The following is a 19,928-nucleotide window of genomic DNA, read 5'->3' on the forward strand; positions in this document are numbered from 1 at the left end:
ATGAACTATGATATTATAATCATTGGTGCGGGTTTGGTAGGTTTGGCTACAGCCTATCAGACTAAGCTGAAAAATCCTGATTCTAAGATTTTAATTTTAGAAAAAGAAAACGATGTTGCATTGCACCAATCGGGACACAACAGCGGCGTAATCCATAGTGGGATTTATTATAAACCAGGCAGCCTTAAAGCAAAAAACTGTATCGAAGGATATAATTCAGTCATTAATTTTGCCGAGAAACACGGGATTAAATACGATCTCTGCGGAAAAATAATTGTAGCTACCTCACAGGAAGAATTACCCCTTTTAGATAATATTTATAAAAGAGGTATTGAAAACGGTCTGCAAAACTTAAAATACCTTTCAAGAGAAGAATTCCGTGAAATTGAACCTCACTGTGAAGGTATAAGAGCAATAAAAGTGCCACAAACCGGAATTATTGATTATCCGGGAATAGCAAAAAAAATAAAAGAGCTTTTTGAAGAATTAGGAGGCGAAGTAAGATTCAGCAATGAAGTAAAAAACATCATTGATAAAGGATCTGAAATTATTGTAAACACCAATATTTCCGAATTTAAAACCAAAAAGCTGATTTCCTGTGCAGGACTCTATTCTGATAAGATCACCAAAATGACCAACGAAAAAAACGATGTGGTCATTATTCCGTTCAGAGGAGAATATTATAAAATTAAGGATGAAAAAAAATATTTGGTAAAACATCTTATTTACCCGGTTCCTGACCCTAGTTTTCCGTTCCTTGGAGTACACTTTACCAGAATGATTGATGGTAATATCGAAGCTGGTCCTAATGCAGTGCTGGCTTTCAAAAAGGAAGGATATCATTTTTTCGATTTCAATTTCAACGAAACAATGCAGACCATGCTATGGCCTGGATTTAGAAAAATTGTTGCGAAATATGGGAAAACTGGAATGGGAGAAATGCACCGTTCACTTTCCAAATCCGCATTTACAAAAGCTTTACAGAAACTTTTACCGGAAATCCAGGAAAATGACCTCGTAGCAGGAGGCTCAGGTGTAAGAGCACAGGCTTGTGACAGAAATGGAGGACTAATTGATGATTTTGATATCGTAAAAAACGGAAACATCATTCACGTTAGAAATGCACCCTCTCCGGCAGCCACTTCCTGTCTTTCTATAGGAAATAAGATCAGTGAGCTTATCGTGAATTAAAATGCACCTCTACGTGCACTCAAAAAACTAAAGATATGAAAATTCAAATGGTTGACCTTAAAGGTCAATACCTGAAAATAAAAGAAGACGTAGATGCCGGTATCCAGGAATGTATAAACAATACAGCATTTATTAACGGTCCTGCTGTAAAAGAATTTCAACAGGATTTTGAAAAATATTTGGGCGTAAAACATGTTATTCCATGTGCTAACGGAACAGACGCCCTTCAAATTGCCATGATGGCACTTGATCTGCAACCCGGTGACGAAATTATCTGCCCGGCTTTCACTTACGTAGCTACAGCTGAAGTTATTGGTCTTTTAGGATTAAAACCGGTAATGGTGGATGTAAACGAAGATACTTTTGATATTGAGCTGGAAGATTTACAAAAATATCTGACACCCAATACCAAAGCAATTGTTCCCGTTCATTTATATGGCCAAAGTGCCAACATGCAAAAGATTCTTGAATTTGCAGAAAAACACAATCTTTTTGTTATAGAAGATAATGCTCAGGCAATTGGTTCTGATTATACTTTTTCTGATGGAACTGTCAAAAAGACAGGAACTATCGGCCATATAGGATGTACCTCATTTTTTCCGTCAAAAAACCTTGGTTGCTATGGTGATGGGGGTGCGTTAATGACGAATGATGATGATCTGGCTTTAAAAATAAGAATGATTGCCAACCATGGTCAGGAAAAGAAATATTATCATAAAGTTTTAGGTTGTAATTCCAGATTGGATACAATTCAGGCAGCTGTTTTAAAAGTTAAGTTAAAACATTTGGACAAATATTCAGCAGCCAGAAACAGGATGGCTGATTATTATGATAAAAATCTTGCAGATATTGCCGAAATTCAAACTCCCAAAAGAGCTGAAAACTCTACTCATGTATTCCATCAGTATACCCTTAGAGTAAAAAATGGGAAAAGAGATGAACTACAAAAATACTTGGCAGAAAAGAATATTCCAAGTATGATATATTATCCTTTGCCCCTTTATAAGCAAGAAGCTTTTCTTCAATATGTAGAAGAAGGCTTTAGCCTTCCTGTTACGGAACAACTTTGCACCGAAGTGATTTCCCTTCCCGTACATACAGAATTTGATCAGGAAGTATTAGATGTTATTGTTACAGAAATTAAGAATTATTTTAATTAATATAAAGCAGATATGTCAGATTTTTTTGCACACGAAACAGCTGTTATTGATGAAGGTTGCCAGATAGGGACCGGAACGAAAGTTTGGCATTTTTCACACCTTATGACCGGCTGTGTTTTAGGAGAAAAATGTAATATAGGACAAAACGTTGTTATTTCTCCAAAAGTAGTGTTAGGAAAGAATGTAAAAGTTCAGAATAATGTTTCTATTTATGAAGGAGTAACATGTGACGATGATGTCTTTTTAGGCCCTTCAATGGTTTTTACCAACGTAATAAATCCTAGAAGTGCTGTAAACAGAAAGAATGAATATCTGAAAACACATGTTGGAAAAGGTGCATCTATAGGAGCGAATGCAACTATTGTCTGTGGACATAATATAGGTCAGTATGCTTTTATTGGAGCAGGAGCAGTAGTCACAAAAGAAGTGCCGGATTATGCTTTGGTGGTAGGAAACCCGGCCAGACAAATGGGGTGGATGAGTGAATTTGGGCAAAGACTTCATTTTGATGTAGAAAATATTGCCGTTTGTGAAGAAAGTGGAGAAAAATACAAATTAGAAAATAACAAAGTTTCTAAAATTTAAAAACAAACAAATGAGTGAAAAAATCAAATTTGCAGTAGTTGGCTGCGGGCATATCGGAAAAAGACATGCCGAAATGATCTCAAGAAATGAGGAATGTGAATTGGTTGGATTAATCGATATTAAAGATAAATCTGTACTGGGCATTGAAAATTATGAAGTTCCCTTTTTTGCTTCATTGGATGAATTTCTGGCTTCCGGGATTGAAGTGGATGTTATTAACATTGCATCACCAAACGGATTCCATTTTGAACAGTCTTATAAAGTGATAGATTCAGGAAAGCACGTTGTGGTAGAAAAACCAATGGCTCTGAAAAAACAGCATGCCGAAAAACTTATTTTTCAGGCATTGCACAAGCATAAGCAAGTTTTTGCAGTAATGCAAAACAGATACTCTCCACCTTCGGCGTGGGTAAAAGAAATGGTAGAGAGCGGAAAACTTGGTAAAATATATATGGTTCAGCTTAATTGCTACTGGAATCGTGATGACCGATATTATAAACCGGAATCATGGCATGGAAAGAAAGAACTGGATGGGGGAACCTTATTTACACAGTTTTCTCACTTTATAGATATTATGTATTGGTTATTCGGTGATATTACCAATATTCAGGCAAAATTTGCAGATTTTAATCATGAGACTCTTACTGATTTTGAAGACTCAGGTTTCGTTAGCTTTGATTTCGTAGACGGAGGAATGGGATCATTAAATTATTCTACTTCAGTGTGGAATCAGAATCTTGAAAGTTCTATGACAATCATTGCAGAGCATGGAGCCGTGAAAATCGGAGGACAATACATGGATAAGGTAGAAGTTTGTAATATAAAAGACTATGTAATGCCGGAATTAGCTCCAACGAATCCTGGAAATGATTATGGTGCTTACAAAGGATCTGCGGCTAATCATCACTACATCATTGAAAATGTTGTGGATGTACTGAAAGGAAGAAATACCATTACAACCAATGCTCTGGAAGGATTGAAAGTGGTGGATATTATTGAGAGAATATATGATAAAAAGTAGACAATTTTCATAATAGCTTAAATTTTGGTAACAAGTAATTATTTCCTGGAAATACTTTCAGATAATCTGTTGCAGGATTGGGTAGGTAACATTTTTAGAGAGAGATTTGATGTAGATGTCCAGGTTGAATTTTCAGAGGGTCATTTTTGTTTGATTTTTTCTCAAAACAGCCATTTTGTAACTATTAACTTTACAGATAATGGAAGACAAGCATTTTTCAATAAAGAAAAAGTCTTCAGTTATGTGTCTGGAGAATCTATTTCAAAAACAACAGGGCTGGGAATCCCAAATGAAAATTTAGTTTTATTTGGAGTTTCGGAAATAGACTGGTTTATCAGGAAAGAAAACAATGTTTTTACAATAAATTATGACTTCGTATCATATATGATATGGTCCCTCAATAGATTAGAGGAATATGGAGTGAATTCTGAAGATAAACATTCCAGATTTGAGTTGAAAAATTCTCATTTATTTAAGGATGAATTATACCTGCGCCCAATAGTTGATGAGTGGATCTATTTTATTGGAAGTATTCTTTTAGCCTCTGATATTGACTGCAAACAAAATATGTTTTCTTATGAAGTGAGCCACGATGTAGATAAAATATCAAGATATATTAGTGTCCCAAAAACTAAACTTATCACACTTTTTCTGATAGATTTGGTAAAAAGACCCCAAATGGTTGTTTCTTATTTTACAAATAGGAAATTTTTTTTTGATAAGGAGGCTTCCAATACATTTGACTGGATTATGGATGTTTCAGATAAACATGGTATAACCAGTAAATTTTATTTTATTCCCGACAATACCTCTTTTAAATTTGATTTCAGATATAATTATACCAATTTTGTAAAACGTCTTATTACTAAAATTGACAATAGAGGTCACGAAGTAGGTATTCATTATAGTTACAGTGCTTCATCAAAATTCAATATTAAGACTGAATGGATGAAGCTTAGAACAATTTTGTCTGAATTGAACATTCCTACAGAAATGGGGGGAAGAATGCATTATTTGAGAATTAATTTTCTCGAAACGCTAAGACAAATTTCTACGGTTGGACAGAAGTATGACAATACCTTAACCTTCCATGAAACAGGTGGTTTTAGATGTGGAACATGTTTTCCTTATAAACCATTTGACATCTATAACAAATCAATTCTAAATGTAGAAATAAGACCTTTAATTATAATGGAAGGAAGTGTTCTGGATTATTCTAAAATAAGAATAGAAGATGATAAAGCTCTTAATTATGTCAAAAAAATAGTTCTTCAGTGTTATAAAGTAGGAGGTAGATTCTCATTACTTTGGCATAATGATGAATTTGAAAATGAAAAAAAGAAAGAACTATACTGTCAGATCCTCGAATTTTGTTCAACCCTGAATAACACAAAGCAAGTATGAGAATTTTGATAACGGATGCAAATTACAAAAACTCTATAGCAATACAGCGGGAATTGTACAGAGACAATATGCATGAGGTTTTTGCTACAGATAAAGAAGCTGTTTTTTTTACTAAAAGGTTGGGATATTGTAAAGATTATATTGTAGGGGATTTGGAAGAATCAGTCAGACAGATTAGTCCCGAATTTATAATTCCTGTAGGGAGTGAAGCCGTAAAGATATGCTCTGAAAAATATAGAGAATTATGTTTAATACCTACAAAAGAGAGTCTTGAAATAGCATTAAATAAAGATAAAATGGTAATTTTGAACTCTCTTAGAGATGTAAATTATCCTGAATGCAGGTTATTTTCAAATCTGGAAGAGTTAAAGCTATATAGTAGAGATAAGAATTGTGTTGTTAAATCAAGCAATGAAAGCCTAGCTAAATTTGATCCGTTATATGTAAAATTAGGTTCTGAATCCGAATTCGAAAAAATAGAAAAATACTTGTCAGGGGGAGTAAAACTATTAATGCAGGAGCAGGTATCAGGAGTAGGCAGAGGCTTTTTTTGTATTGCCAAAGAAGGTAAAATTATTAGCTATTACATGCACCAACGTATTAGAGAAATACCAATTACCGGGGGATCTAGTACAGCTGCCAAGTCTATTTTTTGTGAAAAAATGTTTAATATATCTAAACAAATTATAGAATATTTAAATTGGTCTGGCCCATTAATGATTGAGTATAAATATGATGAGACGAAACAGCAATATTATTTAATAGAGTTGAATCCCAAATTTTGGGGTTCATTAGATTTATCTTATGCAGTAGGACTCAATTTTGGAAAAACCTTGATTGAAGCTTATTCAAATAAGGTGGAAGAACAAATTGAGAAAAAATATGAAGTGGGAAAAAAGTTCTTCTGGGTTTTAGACGGAGATCTTTTGGTTTTGCTTAAAACAGGAAAACTACATAAAATAAAAGAATATTTTTATAAAGACTCTTATACGAACTTGTTTGAAAACTTTTTCGTTGATTCAATCAAATTAATATGGACCATAAAGAAAATTTTCTCAAAGTAAATAAAATGAAAAAGGGAATTTTTCATTTTCACAGTACCTATTCCTATGATGGAATAAATACGATTGAAAAAATAGTTAAAACAATAAAAGATAAAAAACTTGATTTTGTTGTTTTAACTGATCATGAGACCATAAAAGGAAGCTTAGAGCTTCAAAGAAAAATAAAAGAACAAAATCTGAATGTAGAGATACCTACTGCTGCAGAATATAAAACGGATCGGGGAGATGTAATTGCATTAAATGTAAAGAATGAAATTACAGATATGAAATGGGAAGAGTTTTATAAAAATGCAAAAGAACAAAATGCAATACTAATTTTACCTCATCCATATGACGGGCACACCCAAATAGAAGAACTGGCACAAGCAGTTGATGTTATAGAAGTATTTAACGCCAGATCATCAGTTATTAATAACTACAAGTCTTATCTATTGGCTCTAAAATATAAAAAATCTGTAATTTGGAGCTCTGATTCTCATATTCCTCAATCTCTCTTAAATGTCGTGGTAGGATATGAAAAAAATGATTTAATGTTTCATGAAGCATTAACAAACGGCGAAATTGCTCCATTATTTCTTAAAAAAAGTTCAGTGTTAGATATTTTTTTATCACAACTCAAAAAAGCATATGTAAACAAAAATTTTAAATTGTTTATATATATTGTATATAAAACTCTTTTTAAGAGAACTAAAGAAGATTATTTAAATTTATGAAAAGAAAAATAATATCTTTTTTAGGGAGCAATATATTATCTCAATTAATATTACTGATTGCAGTTCCATTAACCGGAAGAATTTATTCTGATTACGAAATTGGAGTTCTGTCCTTTATTTTATCAATTTCTGCTCCATTAGCATATTTTTATACTTTGTCTTACAACAAAGCAATTATGCTACCAGCAAAGAGCGAGGAATATAGTATGCTGTATGCTGTTTCCATTTTTTTAAGTATAACCATCTCATTAATTTCCTTTTTCGTTATACTTATTTCAATGCTATTTTTTGATATAGATTACTATTTTTTAATTGTACCATTGGTTGCATTTAGCCAATCTTTATATAGTGCATCAAAAGATATTCTTATAAAAAAAGGGTTGTTGAATGTTGTAAGTAAATCAATGATATTAAACTCTGTGTTTGCAGTTATCATTATACTTTCTGGTTATTATATAAAACTATCATACTGGGTTTTGATATTATCTTATGTGATACCGAATTTTTTAGCAACTATATTTATCTTGTTTTATCTCAAAATACAAAGAAGAAATTTTGTTTACAGAGAGTTTTATAACATTATAATAAAATATAAATCCTTTCCATTGCATCAGATGCCAGCTTATTTTATTAATACTTTTAATGCAGAGCTGCCTAGTTTTTTTATAAAGCATTATTTTGGAGAAGCTATTTTGGGGAATTATTTCATGGCTTCTAAAATTGTAAATAAACCATTAAGTTTAATATCTGAAAGTTTAAATGGGTTAATCTACAAGGATTTATCAGAAACCAATAAAGCTAAACTTAATAAGAAAATGAATACTTATGTTGGATTATTATTTTTGGTTTCCCTGTTATTTGCTATAGTATATTTAATTTTTGGTGAATATTTTTTCTCTTTAATTTTTGACATCAATAAATGGAGGAAAGCTTTTGATATGAGTAAAATAATAATTTTCACCACTATTATTTCTGCATCTTTTTCTCATTACTCAAGCGGTGTATTGGTTAAGCGGAAAAATAAAATTTTTCTCGTTTGGGAGGTAATTACTACTTTAGTTTTGCTTGTTTCATTTTTTTTAGGAAAGAGTTCCACAATAGATTTATTTATTTGGATTTATGTAGGAGTAATTCTATTTAGATATTTATTACTTTCTTTACTATTTAATAAGTCTTGATTTTTTGTTGCTATGAAGTATTTTACACTACTAATATTTTTTATTATATATAAATTATCTTTAGATTATCTCTATGTTAATTCAATATCTGTGCATTACGGATATCTTGGTTATGAAAGAGAATTTAGTCATACAATTAATAATCTTTCTTACGTTGCTATATTATTTTATACTTATTTTTTTAAAAAGATTTTAGAGAAAGATACTCCTGCAAGTTTAATTCTTATGGTGATATATCTCTTATACTTTTTACCGAATTTAACTTTTTGCGTATATACCAATAATTTGGAGTTCTTCTTATATAGTGTTATATATTGTGCTATGCTCTTTTTGTTTTATATAAGATATGGAAAGGTAGCATATTATAAAATTTTTGACAATTCTCAATCGATGATTTTATTTAAAATTTTGCTATATACGGTGGTGCTGATGATGATCGTTTTCTCCGTTATATATAATGGTTTTAGTATTAAATTTGATTTTGAAGAAGTATATGAAATACGAGCGAAAGTCAGTGAATTAAATATGCCGTCGTTTATCAATTATCTCCGCCCAATAGCAAGTATGTTCATTACCATTTCTTTTATGTATTATCTGATACAAAAAAATGTTTTTTTGAGCTGTGTATTTTTCTTCTTTGGCTTAATGATGTATTCTTTTGGTGCACATAAAACGGATTTTGTATTATTGATATTGACCATACTTATTTATTTTTTTTATAAGAAAGAATATAATAAGTATCTTCTGCATGCATTTATTGGCTTCAACCTTATTTTGATATTTTTTGTCGAATTTGGAAGTGAGAGTGTTCAGATCAGTATTGCCGGCCTTTATTCAAGAACCTATTTTACACCTACACTATTAGCCTATTTTCATTATGATTACTTTTCAACTCATGAATTACTTTATCTCAGAGAGCATTTCGGACATTGGTTTGAAAGCACTGTAAATCATAAGAATAATTCTCCTTATATAATAGCAGCAACCTATTTTAATGACCCGGATATGTCTTCCAATACAGGTTTGATTGGAAGTGATTATGCACAATTTGGATGGATTTCCCTATTGGTATTTCCATTTTTGAGAGCTTTTTTCTTTAGAGTATTTGATATGTCAAGCTTTAAATTAGATGCAAGAATATATTTGATTTCTAGTTTTTCTTTCGGAGCCCTATTTATCAATGGAGCTTTTTTTACAGCACTTATTTCAGGTGGGTTTTTAGCCGTTTGCTTTTTACTTTATTTAATGCCTAGATATAAAAAAAATGAATAAAAAAATACTTCATCTTTCACCTACAGATATCCGATATGACAGTAGGATATTAAAAGAGCTGAAGGCTGTCCAGAAAATTGAAAATACAACCTTGGTTGCTTATGGTATTGATGATTCTGAGGGACATAAATATGAAACAGAACATATGCCTTTTATTAAGGTGTTCAATATCGCTACAAAAAACCTGAAATTTTTACCAAGGCCTGTCAGATATTTTCTTAATCTTATAGAGGCATTTATTAGAATGGTTTTTCCTGGGATCAAATATAAACCGGATGTCATTCATTGTCATGATACCCTGTATTTGCCCATAGCTAAAATGATCAAATTATTTTGTGGATCAAAACTGATCTATGATGCCCATGAACTTGAATCAGATAAGGCAGGGCAATCAAAAATACTTTCAAAGTATACTCTTTTCATTGAAAAAATGTTGTGGAAAGATATTGATATCCTGATTAGTGTGAGCCCCTCAATTATTGATTGGTATGATAAGCATCTTGGGAAAAAGGAAAGTGTATTAATATTAAATTCTCCTTTGCTTGATCCTTCTCAGAAAGAAAATGTTAAAAATAATTATCTCAGAGAAAAATTTAATATTCCTGAAGGGAAAAAAATATTTTTATACCTGGGAATAATAAGTGAAGTAGGAAGAGGCGTAAATTTGTATCTGGATGTTTTCCAAAGAAAAGAAGTAGATTCTCATATTGTTTTTATTGGTTATGGTGAATATGTTGATGAAATTAAAAAAATAGCACTCAATAATGATAATATTCATTACCATCCGGCGGTTCCGCATCATCAGGTAGTAGAAGTGTCTACATCCGCTGATGTAGGGCTTTGTCTGGTGGAAGCAGTCTCTTTAAGTGATTATTATTGCTTACCGAATAAATTATTTGAATATGCCTTTTCAGAATTATATATTTTAGCATCAGATTTTCCTGATATCAAAAAAATTGTTGCTGAATATAATTTAGGAAAATGTAGTAGCTTGGATGCTGAAAATTTATTTGAAATCGTAAAAGATGTTGAGCATTTAGATTTGAATAATAGGGTGAAAAAAGACCTTTACCCGCTTAGTTGGAACTTTCAGGAAAGTGAGTTACTAAAAATGTATAATAATATTTTAAAAAATAAAGAATAAATAATAAAGACAAATGTGTGGAATTTTTGGAGTCGTATCAAAGACTCATATCAACAAACAGAAGTTTCAAACTCTGGTAAAACATTCTGAACAAAGAGGAGTGGACTCCAGTGGTTTGATCTATTATCAAAATAATCACTATAAGGTAAACAGAGCAGATTATAGTATTGAAAAACTACTGAACAAAGTACAGCCGTATAATAATAATATTGTACTGGGGCATAGTAGATTAATTACCAATGGTCTCGGGGACAATCAGCCAGTGGTGAGAGGAAATATATGTGCTATACACAACGGTATCATTGTAAATGAAGATGAAGTTTGGAGTAAATTATCGGTAAGCAGACAACTGAAGATTGATTCTGAGGCTATTGTAGCCATTGCAGAAGAATTTCTTAGCAACAAGGAGAACAAAATTGAAGACCTTTCTAAAGAAATACTTTCTCTATGTAGGGGAGTTATTGCATGTGCTCTTGTGTTACCGGAAATAGGAAAGTTGGTTCTTTTCTCCAATAACGGAAGTTTATACGTGGGGTACAATGAAGATAAAACTTATTTTGCTTCAGAAAATTATGGGCTTAAAATCATTGGCTGTGAGAATATCAGTCAGATAAAAGATGAAGCTATGATTATTGACATCCCTGTTTCAGTGGAAAATCTGAATATTGTAGATGAGAAAAGCAGAGTAGAAAATTTGATTCCTGAATTTAAATTTAATACAATTGAAGAAGGCTTACTGGAATACAAAAAGATAGACATCAAGAGATGTACAAAATGTATACTGCCGGAAACAATGCCTTTTATAAAATTTGATGAAGCAGGAGTATGCAATTACTGTAAAAATTATAAGCCGAGAAATAATCCCAAACCGAAAGAAGAATTATTTAAACTGGTTGAACCTTACAGAAGAAAAGGAAAAGAATTAGACTGTATCGTTCCTTTCTCAGGAGGTAGAGACAGCTGTTACGGATTACACCTTATTGTAAAAGAACTGGAAATGAAACCCGTTACATATACCTATGATTGGGGAATGGTAACAGATCTTGGCCGAAGAAATATCAGCCGTATGTGTGCAGATCTTGGGGTAGAAAATATTATTGTAGCTGCCGATATTTCACTCAAAAGAAAAAATATCAGAATGAACCTTGAAGCATGGCTTAAAGCTCCGCATTTAGGGATGATGGCAATGCTTACAGCAGGAGATAAACATTTCTTCAGATATGTAGAAGATATCAAGAAACAAACAGGAATCAACCTAAATCTTTGGGGGGTGAATCCATTGGAAGTAACCCACTTTAAAACAGGATTTTTAGATATTGAACCTGATTTTGAAGAAAAAAGAGTATACAGCCATGGTGCTATGAAACAGTTGAGATACCATTCTAAAAGATTCAGAGCGATGATGCAGAGTCCGGGGTATTTCAACAGCTCACTTTGGGATACTCTTTCAGGAGAATATTATCGTAGCTTTACTGATAAGCAGGATTATTACCATATTTTTGATTACTGGAGATGGGATGAAGAACAGGTAGATGATACCCTTTTAAATCATTATGATTGGGAAAAAGCAATAGACACCACTACTACCTGGAGAATTGGAGATGGTACAGCAGCTTTTTATAATTATGTATATTATACCGTGGCCGGCTTTACAGAACATGATACATTCAGAAGTAATCAGATCAGAGAAGGACAAATGACAAGAGAAAGAGCTTTAGAGCTTGTTGAAATAGAGAACGCTCCACGTTATCAGAACATCAGATGGTATCTTGATACTTTAGGACTGGATTTTGAACGTGTGATAAAAATCGTTAACAATATTCCAAAATTGTATAAGCAATAATTGATACTAATTATTAAATGCCTATTTATAGATGAAAAATTTATTAATTTATAAACTGAGGTTTATTTTTATTTATTTGTTTTGTACCATCAGCATTTGTCCGGTGGTACAAGCATCTGTAAATAAAACTTCATTAATATCGGTTGAGCCCGTATTCAGACAGCAAAATCTGAAAACGACAGAAATAGTTAATCTGATCAACCATTACAATGATATTTTTGCTTCCGAAACAAAAATGGCAAATTGGCCCAATGCAGCTTATGATTGTGCCGCTTTTTTATATATTCCTATACAATATGGTTATGATACGAAAAATCAGGAAATTATAAAAAGACTGCAGGTGCTTTTTACTTATGAAAGACTGCTTACCATAAAGAATAGAGCAGATATAGATGATTTAAGTAAAAGAACGTTCTATTTTACAGTTTCCGAATATCTTAGAAAAAGTGGAATACGTGGCGATGCCGAAAAGACCAAAATGTTTAATTTCATCAAAAAAGAGATATTAAACTATTGGAACAATACCTATGCAAATATTTGGGAAGCAGAATCCAGGAAATTCTATGGAGTAAAACAGAGAGTAGAGTTTTTGCTGACAGGTGAGTATAATGGAGATATGAGCTATTATAGTGCATTTACTGATCTTGAGCTTTATATTATGGGAACAGGAGTTAGTCTTTCACTTATAGAAAAAGATGCCTCGCTTACCGCTACAAGGGATTTGATAAACATTAGAAACTCTTTTTATCAGGTAATGCAGAAAAAAGTAGTATTCCAGGATAATGTATGGTATCTGCAGCCCAATGTCTGGAAAGATCACCCCAATTTTCAGGATGTGGTCTTAAAAAAGAACCAAAATGTTAATTGGGATGCATCTCATTTTTCAAGAATGCCGGCTTATCTCCATATTCTGAAATTATCATTTCAGTCTGATACTACAAAATTTCAATATTTAGATAAACTCAATACACTGCTTTCAAAACAATTACTGAATAATATTGCAATGTATAACACTAAAGACGGGATTTACACCTTCAATAATTTTGTCGATGGGAATAACAGTAATTTTAGAAGTAATCTTAAAAAAGGAGATAAGGGATTATCACCTTCTGAGGATTATACACATATTTTTTATGGATGGTGGAAGATGCTCAATACAAATGAGGTAAATATGATGTATGATAAAATTTCACTTAAATATTCATACTATTCTAATCAAAATCCTTTTATCAACGATAATAAAGGGTACTTTCAAGAAATTGTAAACTTAAAATAAACACATACATACTGATGAATATCTGGCTGATTTCCAAATATGCCTCACCACCACAATACGCAAAAGTTCCGTCACGTTTGTTTTATTTGGCAAGAGAATTTAAAAGACAGGGGAATAATACCCTCATGATAACTTCAGATTCTAATCATTTTACCAACTGTCCTGAAACTGACAAAATCTATAATGATGAAGAGCAGGATGGGGTAGCCATAAGATGGATCAAAACAAAAAAATATACTAAAACAGCATCTATAGACAGGATTTTATCATGGTTTGATTTTGAAAGAAAGCTATTTTCTATGAAACTTTCCGGGATGACAAAGCCAGATGTGGTGATTGTTTCGTCACTTTCTATTTTTACTATTATTTATGGTTATTATCTGAAAAAGAAATTTGGCAGTTTTCTGGTTTTTGAAATCCGAGATATCTGGCCTTTAACGATGACAGAAGAAGCCGGTTTTTCCAAATCACATCCTCTTGTTTTACTGATAGGATTTATAGAAAAGTTTGGATACAAGAAAGCTGATCTGGTTGCGGGCACAATGCCAAGGCTGGATTTACATGTGGAACAATTACTGGGATATAAGAAACCTTTCCATTGTTCACCATTAGGATTTGATCCTGAAAATTATTCTGAAGAATTCCTGAAAGAGAAAAATCCGTTTTTAGAGATAATACCATCAGGTAAAGTAATTGTTGGCTATGCCGGAAGTATGGGGGTTACCAATGCGTTGGAACCTTTTATTGAAACCATACAGATGATGAAGGAAGATCATAATATCCATTTTGTACTTGTTGGAAGTGGTGATCTCAGAGAATCTTACGAAGAACAGTTAAAAGATTGTTCCAATGTTACATTTTTACAAAGAATCCAGCAAAGTGAAGTTAAATATTTTCTTGAGGCTTGCGATATTCTGTACCTATCTACTAAAGATTCAAAAGTGTGGGACTATGGGCAATCTATGAATAAAGTGGTAGAATATATGTTGGCTGCAAAACCGATTATTGCTTCCTACACCGGTTATCCTTCTATGATAAATGAGGCGGATTGTGGTAAATTTATCAATAGCACATCTGCAGAAGATATCAAAAATGCAATCTTATATTATGCCAATATGAGCTCAGAAGAAAGAATTGCGATAGGTGATAAAGGGAGAAAATGGATTTTTGAAAACAGAACGTATCCGGTATTAGGGAAACAATATATGGATGCTATTTTATTTCATTCCCTAAAGCAAAAGAAGTAGCTTTGCACTGGCTGAAATAAATAATAGGCTATTTTGAAAATTACTATTAATAATAATTTCATTGATAAACTATTCCTGTTGTCTGTTATGGTGGGAAATACTATCGCCATTTCTTTTGCAAAACCTTTGGGAATGGACCCCAGGAATTTTTCTATCCCCTATAGAATATTAATCATTCTATTTTCCTTATTGATCATCTATAGAGAAAGAAGAAATATTAACCTTAAAAATATTTCAATAATAAGCCTTGTAGGATTCTGGATTTTTTACATCATCAAGCTTATCTATTCGTTTAATAATTATTCTTTTCATCAGGATGTATTATTATCAAAGAATGAAGATATTTTCAGAATTTTATTTATGATACTTTTGCCAAGTTTTGCGTTATTATGCATTAATTACAACAAAGTAGACTTCAAGAGCATCACAAATTATTGTATCACTATTTTATGTGGTCTTCTCGTTGTCAACTATATATATGGTTTTATAACATTAGATCATATTTTTAGTACATATTATATTATGTACGGGCATATAGGAGCCTCATTGTTTATCATATCGTTATTTTTGCTTCTGTTTTGTAAAAAAGACTATAACTCATTTTTTTTATTTTTCTGTCTTTTTTTAGGTCTCTTCAATGTGATTCAGTCTATGGCAAGAAGTCCGTTATTAGCTGTTTTTGTGTGTTCTTTTTACATGGTTCTTTTAAAAGGAAATAAAAAATATCTGTTATATATAATTACATTGGTTTTGTTATTCATAGGCTTGGTTATTTTACATGAATATTATGGAAATGAGCAAATAACAAGCTTTAACAGAATATATAAATGGGTTGCACATGGAGATACATCAGGAAGAGGACCTTTATACAGCAGAGCTATTGAAATCTTTAATTCAAATCGCTTTTTAGGTGGAAGGATTTTATATGAAGATGGAGTTCATCCGCATAATATCTTTTTAGAACTTTTAATGGCTACGGGTATTTTAGGGTTAATTATTTATTTCCTAAAGTTTTTACCTGTTTTAAAAAATGCTGCCTTATTTTGGGAAATTCAAAAGGGAAATATATACTATAAACTGATTTTTGCGTTATTTTTGCAATACTTTACCTTAGTACAGACTTCCTGTAATCTTTTCAATATACCGGAATTTTTGTACTTTAGCTCAATAATTATAGGTATTGGTTATACAGTAAAAACACAGGAAATTTAAAAAAATATTTACAAAAAGTATATGATGATTGATACACTTAATTTCTAAAAATGTACAAAAATTATTTAAAGAGGATTTTCGACTTTGTAGTTGCTCTCATAGGAATTACCTTTCTGCTTCCAATTTTTCTTATCGTAATGATTGGATTGTTTATTTCCAACAATGGTAAACCCTTTTTCTTTCAAAAGAGGCCTGGTAAAAACGGTAAGATTTTTAAAATTATAAAGTTTAAAACAATGAATGATAAAAAGGATTCTAACGGAAACCTTTTATCAGATGCAGAAAGATTAACGGCAATAGGCTCTTTCGTCCGTAAAACATCTTTGGATGAAATTCCACAATTAATCAATGTCTTGAAGGGAGATATGTCACTTATTGGACCAAGACCTCTTTTGGTTCAGTATTTACCTCTATATAATGAACATCAGGCCAGAAGACATGACGTGAGACCCGGAATCACAGGTTGGGCACAGGTGAATGGTAGAAATGCAATATCATGGAATCAAAAATTTGATTACGATGTATGGTATGTAGAAAATATATCATTGATGTTAGATGTGAAAATCTTCTTTTTAACAGCTAAGAAAGTTTTTATAAGAGAAGGAGTTTCTGCTGATGGACATGTAACCATAGAACCCTTTCAGGGAAATTAATTGATCGTTATGTATTTATTTGGAGCAAGTGGACACGGAAAAGTAATTGCAGATATTGCAATGGCTAATGACATAAAGATTAAGGCATTCATAGATCAGGATATCACTAAAAATGAATGCTATGGCTTTCCTGTATTAAATAATTTACCTGACGATAAGGAAAAACTGATTATTTCAATCGGAAATAATTCTACTCGTAAAAAAATATCAGAACAAATTAAAAATGAGATAGGCATCTTAATACACCCAAAATCTATAATTTCGGGGTCTGTAAAGATTGAACCGGGAACAGTAGTAATGGGTGGCGTAGTGATTAATGCTGATACCACTGTTGGTAAACACTGTATTATCAATACCAATGCCTCTGTAGATCATGATTGTGTGGTTGAAGACTTTGTTCATATCTCACCCAATTCGGCACTTGCAGGAGGAGTGAAAATTGGAGAAGGTTCTCAGATCGGAATCGGTGCTTCGGTAATACAAGGAATTAAAATAGGAAAATGGTGTGTAATAGGTGCCGGAGCGGTAATTATTAATGACATCCCTGACTATTCAGTTGTAGTGGGAAATCCCGGTAGAATTATTAAGAAGAATATTATATAAACAAATTACAAATCAAAAATATGAATACTAAAATCTGGTTGTCCTCACCCCATATGGGAGGTAACGAACAAAAATATATCAACGAAGCATTTGAAGAAAACTGGGTAGCACCATTGGGACCTAATGTTGACGGACTTGAAAAAGATCTGGAGCAGTTTTTGGGTGAAAATGCAAAAGTTGCCGTTCTTTCTGCTGGTACTGCAGCACTGCACCTTGCACTTATTGAATGCGGAGTACAGCATGGTGATGAGGTTATTTGCCAGTCAATGACTTTCTCAGCATCAGCTAATCCTATCGCTTACTGTGGAGGAACACCTGTTTTTGTAGACAGCGAACCGGATACCTGGAATATGTGTCCGAAAGCTTTAAGAGAAGCTGTTGAAGACAGAATTCAAAAAGGAACAAAACCCAAAGCTATTATTGTAGTTCATTTGTATGGTATGCCTGCAAAAATGGACGAAATTACAGCTATTGCTCAGGAATTCCAGATTCCTGTTATAGAAGATGCTGCAGAAGCTCTTGGTTCAACTTACAAAGGACAGGCTTGTGGAACATTCGGACGTTTTGGAGTATTAAGTTTTAACGGAAACAAAATTATTACCACATCAGGAGGAGGAGCTTTGGTTTGCCACACTCAGGAAGATAAAGATAAAACGGTTTTCCTTTCTACCCAGGCAAGAGATAATGCACCTCACTATCAGCATTCACATATTGGTTTCAACTATAGAATGAGCAATATTGTTGCAGGAATAGGAAGAGGGCAGATGGAAGTGCTTAAAGACAGAGTGGAAGCCCGTAGAGCAATGCATGATTTCTATTTTGATATCTTCAAAAATATTGAAGGAGTGACAGTATTCTCTGAGCCTGGAAGTGATTTTTATTCAAACCACTGGTTATCTGCCATTATTGTTGATCCGCAGGTTACAGGAAAAAACAGAGAAGGCTTAAGACTTGCATTTTTAGAAGATAATATAGAATCAAGACCGCTTTGGAAGCCGATGCACCTACAGCCGGTTTTTGAATCTTCTCCTTATTACGGAGGAAAAATTTCCGAGAATCTTTTTGATAACGGACTGTGCCTTCCGTCAGGATCAAATTTGTCAGATGATGACAGAGAAAGAATAGCAACTGTAATCCGTAACTACTTCGGAGTTTAATATCATTGGATTTAATGAATCAGTATAAATATTGGAAAGTGGTTTTTGATTTTATCTTAGCGGTAATATTGACCCTCTTTCTTATGCCGGTACTGATTATTTTATTTGTGGTTGCAAGTCTCGATACCTCATCAAATGGTATTTTTTTTCAGACCCGGATAGGACAGTATGGAAAGCCATTTACCATATATAAATTTAAAACAATTCATGATAACAAGAGAGTATGCTCCAAAATAGGGCAGACCCTCAGGAAATTTAAATTTGATGAATTTCCCCAGTTGTTTAATATTTTAAAAGGTGATATGAGTTTTGTGGGACCCAGACCAGATATCGAAGGGTATTACGATAAACTTGCCGGAGCAGATAGAAAAGTTCTGGAATTAAAACCAGGATTAACCTGTGAAGCAAGTATTAAATACAGAGACGAAGAAAATCTCCTGAACAACCAGGAGAATCCGTTGGAGTATAATGATGAAATATTATTTCCGAACAAAGTAAAAATGAATCTTGATTATTATGAAAATATGTCTTTCAAAAATGATACAAAGATTTTATTTAAAACAATAATAACTATATTGAAATAGAGTTTTTTTACTATTATGAAAATTAAAGAAACCCCGCTTAAAGATTGTTATATCATAGAGCCTACCATATTTGAAGATGAAAGAGGCTACTTCTTTGAAAAGTTCAACGAAAAAAAATTCGAAGAACTGACAGGAATGAACGGTCACTTTGTACAGGATAATATTTCCAGATCATCTTATGGCGTACTAAGAGGACTACATCTCCAGAAAGGCGAGCACGCACAGGCAAAACTGGTATCATGTTTAGAAGGCAGTGTATGGGACGTTGCCGTAGATCTTAGAGAAGATTCTCCTACCTTCGGAAAATGGTTCGGAATAGAACTTACCGCAGAAAATAAATTACAGCTTTATGTACCGAGAGGTTTTGGACACGGGTTTGCTGTATTAAGTACCCACGCCGTATTTTCCTATAAATGTGATAACTTTTATAACAAAGAATCAGAAGGCAGCGTAAAGTTCAATGATCCGGATCTTGATATCGATTGGAAAGTTGATGAAAAAGATGCCATACTTTCGGAAAAAGACCAGAACGCCCCTGGATTTAAAGACAAAAACTTTTAAAATATATCCCTGAAAACCACTTTTATAAAGTGGTTTTTATTTTTTAATTCTTAACTCTTC

General features: G+C 32.6%; 19 protein-coding genes. All 19 read left to right on the forward strand.

Annotation, left to right across the window (positions count from 1 at the left end):
- The 19 genes from lhgO to rfbC are packed head-to-tail and all read left to right on the forward strand — an operon-like array spanning position 1 to position 19,868.
- Entirely contained in the window at positions 1-1,191 is a 1,191-nt protein-coding gene (lhgO, locus tag LC457_RS12125) for an L-2-hydroxyglutarate oxidase (protein ID WP_223600053.1), read from the forward strand.
- A 35-nt stretch (positions 1,192-1,226) separates the two neighbouring features.
- Entirely contained in the window at positions 1,227-2,351 is a 1,125-nt protein-coding gene (locus tag LC457_RS12130) for a DegT/DnrJ/EryC1/StrS aminotransferase family protein (protein ID WP_223600054.1), read from the forward strand.
- A 12-nt stretch (positions 2,352-2,363) separates the two neighbouring features.
- Positions 2,364-2,936 carry an acyltransferase gene (locus LC457_RS12135; RefSeq protein WP_223600056.1) on the forward strand — a complete coding sequence of 191 codons (573 nt, stop codon included), beginning with the start codon at positions 2,364-2,366 and terminating at the stop codon, positions 2,934-2,936.
- A gap of 10 nt (positions 2,937-2,946) precedes the next feature.
- Positions 2,947-3,957, forward strand: a complete 1,011-nt coding sequence (locus LC457_RS12140) for a Gfo/Idh/MocA family protein (RefSeq protein ID WP_223600057.1) — start codon at positions 2,947-2,949, stop codon at positions 3,955-3,957.
- Positions 3,958-3,981: 24 nt separating this feature from the next.
- Positions 3,982-5,361, forward strand: coding sequence for a polysaccharide deacetylase family protein (locus tag LC457_RS12145; protein WP_223600058.1), 1,380 nt, complete (start codon positions 3,982-3,984; stop codon positions 5,359-5,361).
- Positions 5,358-6,425 (forward strand): ATP-grasp domain-containing protein, encoded by a 1,068-nt coding sequence (locus LC457_RS12150; protein WP_223600059.1) that lies wholly within the window; start codon positions 5,358-5,360, stop codon positions 6,423-6,425. The genes LC457_RS12145 and LC457_RS12150 overlap by 4 nt, the downstream gene beginning before the upstream one ends.
- A complete protein-coding gene (locus tag LC457_RS12155) occupies positions 6,395-7,138 on the forward strand; it encodes a PHP domain-containing protein (protein ID WP_223600060.1) in 744 nt (247 codons plus the stop codon). The genes LC457_RS12150 and LC457_RS12155 overlap by 31 nt, the downstream gene beginning before the upstream one ends.
- Complete coding sequence (locus tag LC457_RS12160; RefSeq protein ID WP_223600061.1) at positions 7,135-8,316, forward strand: lipopolysaccharide biosynthesis protein; 1,182 nt, start codon at positions 7,135-7,137, stop codon at positions 8,314-8,316. Before LC457_RS12155 ends, LC457_RS12160 begins: the two co-directional genes overlap by 4 nt.
- Before the next feature lie 12 nt (positions 8,317-8,328).
- The gene (locus LC457_RS12165; protein WP_223600062.1) at positions 8,329-9,588 is read left to right on the forward strand and encodes an O-antigen polymerase; all 1,260 of its coding nucleotides are present in this window, start codon (positions 8,329-8,331) and stop codon (positions 9,586-9,588) included.
- The gene (locus tag LC457_RS12170) at positions 9,581-10,732 is read left to right on the forward strand and encodes a glycosyltransferase (RefSeq protein ID WP_223600064.1); all 1,152 of its coding nucleotides are present in this window, start codon (positions 9,581-9,583) and stop codon (positions 10,730-10,732) included. Before LC457_RS12165 ends, LC457_RS12170 begins: the two co-directional genes overlap by 8 nt.
- Before the next feature lie 13 nt (positions 10,733-10,745).
- Positions 10,746-12,575: a hypothetical protein gene (locus tag LC457_RS12175; RefSeq protein WP_223600065.1), complete on the forward strand. Its 1,830-nt coding sequence runs from the start codon at positions 10,746-10,748 to the stop codon at positions 12,573-12,575.
- Positions 12,576-12,606: 31 nt separating this feature from the next.
- Positions 12,607-13,851 carry a hypothetical protein gene (locus LC457_RS12180; RefSeq protein WP_223600066.1) on the forward strand — a complete coding sequence of 415 codons (1,245 nt, stop codon included), beginning with the start codon at positions 12,607-12,609 and terminating at the stop codon, positions 13,849-13,851.
- A gap of 14 nt (positions 13,852-13,865) precedes the next feature.
- Positions 13,866-15,098: a glycosyltransferase family 4 protein gene (locus tag LC457_RS12185; RefSeq protein ID WP_223600067.1), complete on the forward strand. Its 1,233-nt coding sequence runs from the start codon at positions 13,866-13,868 to the stop codon at positions 15,096-15,098.
- Between the two features lie 33 nt (positions 15,099-15,131).
- The gene (locus LC457_RS12190; RefSeq protein WP_223600068.1) at positions 15,132-16,310 is read left to right on the forward strand and encodes an O-antigen ligase; all 1,179 of its coding nucleotides are present in this window, start codon (positions 15,132-15,134) and stop codon (positions 16,308-16,310) included.
- A gap of 50 nt (positions 16,311-16,360) precedes the next feature.
- Positions 16,361-16,963, forward strand: coding sequence for a sugar transferase (locus LC457_RS12195; protein ID WP_223600069.1), 603 nt, complete (start codon positions 16,361-16,363; stop codon positions 16,961-16,963).
- 9 nt (positions 16,964-16,972) lie between these two features.
- A complete protein-coding gene (locus LC457_RS12200) occupies positions 16,973-17,566 on the forward strand; it encodes an acetyltransferase (RefSeq protein WP_223600070.1) in 594 nt (197 codons plus the stop codon).
- Positions 17,567-17,586: 20 nt separating this feature from the next.
- Positions 17,587-18,723, forward strand: coding sequence for an aminotransferase class I/II-fold pyridoxal phosphate-dependent enzyme (locus tag LC457_RS12205; protein WP_223600072.1), 1,137 nt, complete (start codon positions 17,587-17,589; stop codon positions 18,721-18,723).
- 14 nt (positions 18,724-18,737) lie between these two features.
- Positions 18,738-19,307, forward strand: a complete 570-nt coding sequence (locus LC457_RS12210; RefSeq protein ID WP_223600073.1) for a sugar transferase — start codon at positions 18,738-18,740, stop codon at positions 19,305-19,307.
- A 15-nt stretch (positions 19,308-19,322) separates the two neighbouring features.
- Positions 19,323-19,868: a dTDP-4-dehydrorhamnose 3,5-epimerase gene (gene rfbC, locus LC457_RS12215; protein WP_047420836.1), complete on the forward strand. Its 546-nt coding sequence runs from the start codon at positions 19,323-19,325 to the stop codon at positions 19,866-19,868.
- The last annotated feature ends 60 nt before the right edge of the window (positions 19,869-19,928 follow it).

Source organism: Chryseobacterium sp. GVT01B (assembly GCF_019970045.1).
GTDB lineage: Bacteria > Bacteroidota > Bacteroidia > Flavobacteriales > Weeksellaceae > Chryseobacterium.

Coding starts and splice junctions, on each gene's coding strand:
- lhgO (WP_223600053.1), top strand. CDS start 1: ATGAACTATGATATTATAATCATTGGTGCGGGTTTGGTAGGTTTGGCT.
- LC457_RS12130 (WP_223600054.1), top strand. CDS start 1,227: ATGAAAATTCAAATGGTTGACCTTAAAGGTCAATACCTGAAAATAAAA.
- LC457_RS12135 (WP_223600056.1), top strand. CDS start 2,364: ATGTCAGATTTTTTTGCACACGAAACAGCTGTTATTGATGAAGGTTGC.
- LC457_RS12140 (WP_223600057.1), top strand. CDS start 2,947: ATGAGTGAAAAAATCAAATTTGCAGTAGTTGGCTGCGGGCATATCGGA.
- LC457_RS12150 (WP_223600059.1), top strand. CDS start 5,358: ATGAGAATTTTGATAACGGATGCAAATTACAAAAACTCTATAGCAATA.
- LC457_RS12155 (WP_223600060.1), top strand. CDS start 6,395: ATGGACCATAAAGAAAATTTTCTCAAAGTAAATAAAATGAAAAAGGGA.
- LC457_RS12160 (WP_223600061.1), top strand. CDS start 7,135: ATGAAAAGAAAAATAATATCTTTTTTAGGGAGCAATATATTATCTCAA.
- LC457_RS12165 (WP_223600062.1), top strand. CDS start 8,329: ATGAAGTATTTTACACTACTAATATTTTTTATTATATATAAATTATCT.
- LC457_RS12170 (WP_223600064.1), top strand. CDS start 9,581: ATGAATAAAAAAATACTTCATCTTTCACCTACAGATATCCGATATGAC.
- LC457_RS12175 (WP_223600065.1), top strand. CDS start 10,746: ATGTGTGGAATTTTTGGAGTCGTATCAAAGACTCATATCAACAAACAG.
- LC457_RS12180 (WP_223600066.1), top strand. CDS start 12,607: ATGAAAAATTTATTAATTTATAAACTGAGGTTTATTTTTATTTATTTG.
- LC457_RS12185 (WP_223600067.1), top strand. CDS start 13,866: ATGAATATCTGGCTGATTTCCAAATATGCCTCACCACCACAATACGCA.
- LC457_RS12195 (WP_223600069.1), top strand. CDS start 16,361: ATGTACAAAAATTATTTAAAGAGGATTTTCGACTTTGTAGTTGCTCTC.
- LC457_RS12200 (WP_223600070.1), top strand. CDS start 16,973: ATGTATTTATTTGGAGCAAGTGGACACGGAAAAGTAATTGCAGATATT.
- LC457_RS12205 (WP_223600072.1), top strand. CDS start 17,587: ATGAATACTAAAATCTGGTTGTCCTCACCCCATATGGGAGGTAACGAA.
- LC457_RS12210 (WP_223600073.1), top strand. CDS start 18,738: ATGAATCAGTATAAATATTGGAAAGTGGTTTTTGATTTTATCTTAGCG.
- rfbC (WP_047420836.1), top strand. CDS start 19,323: ATGAAAATTAAAGAAACCCCGCTTAAAGATTGTTATATCATAGAGCCT.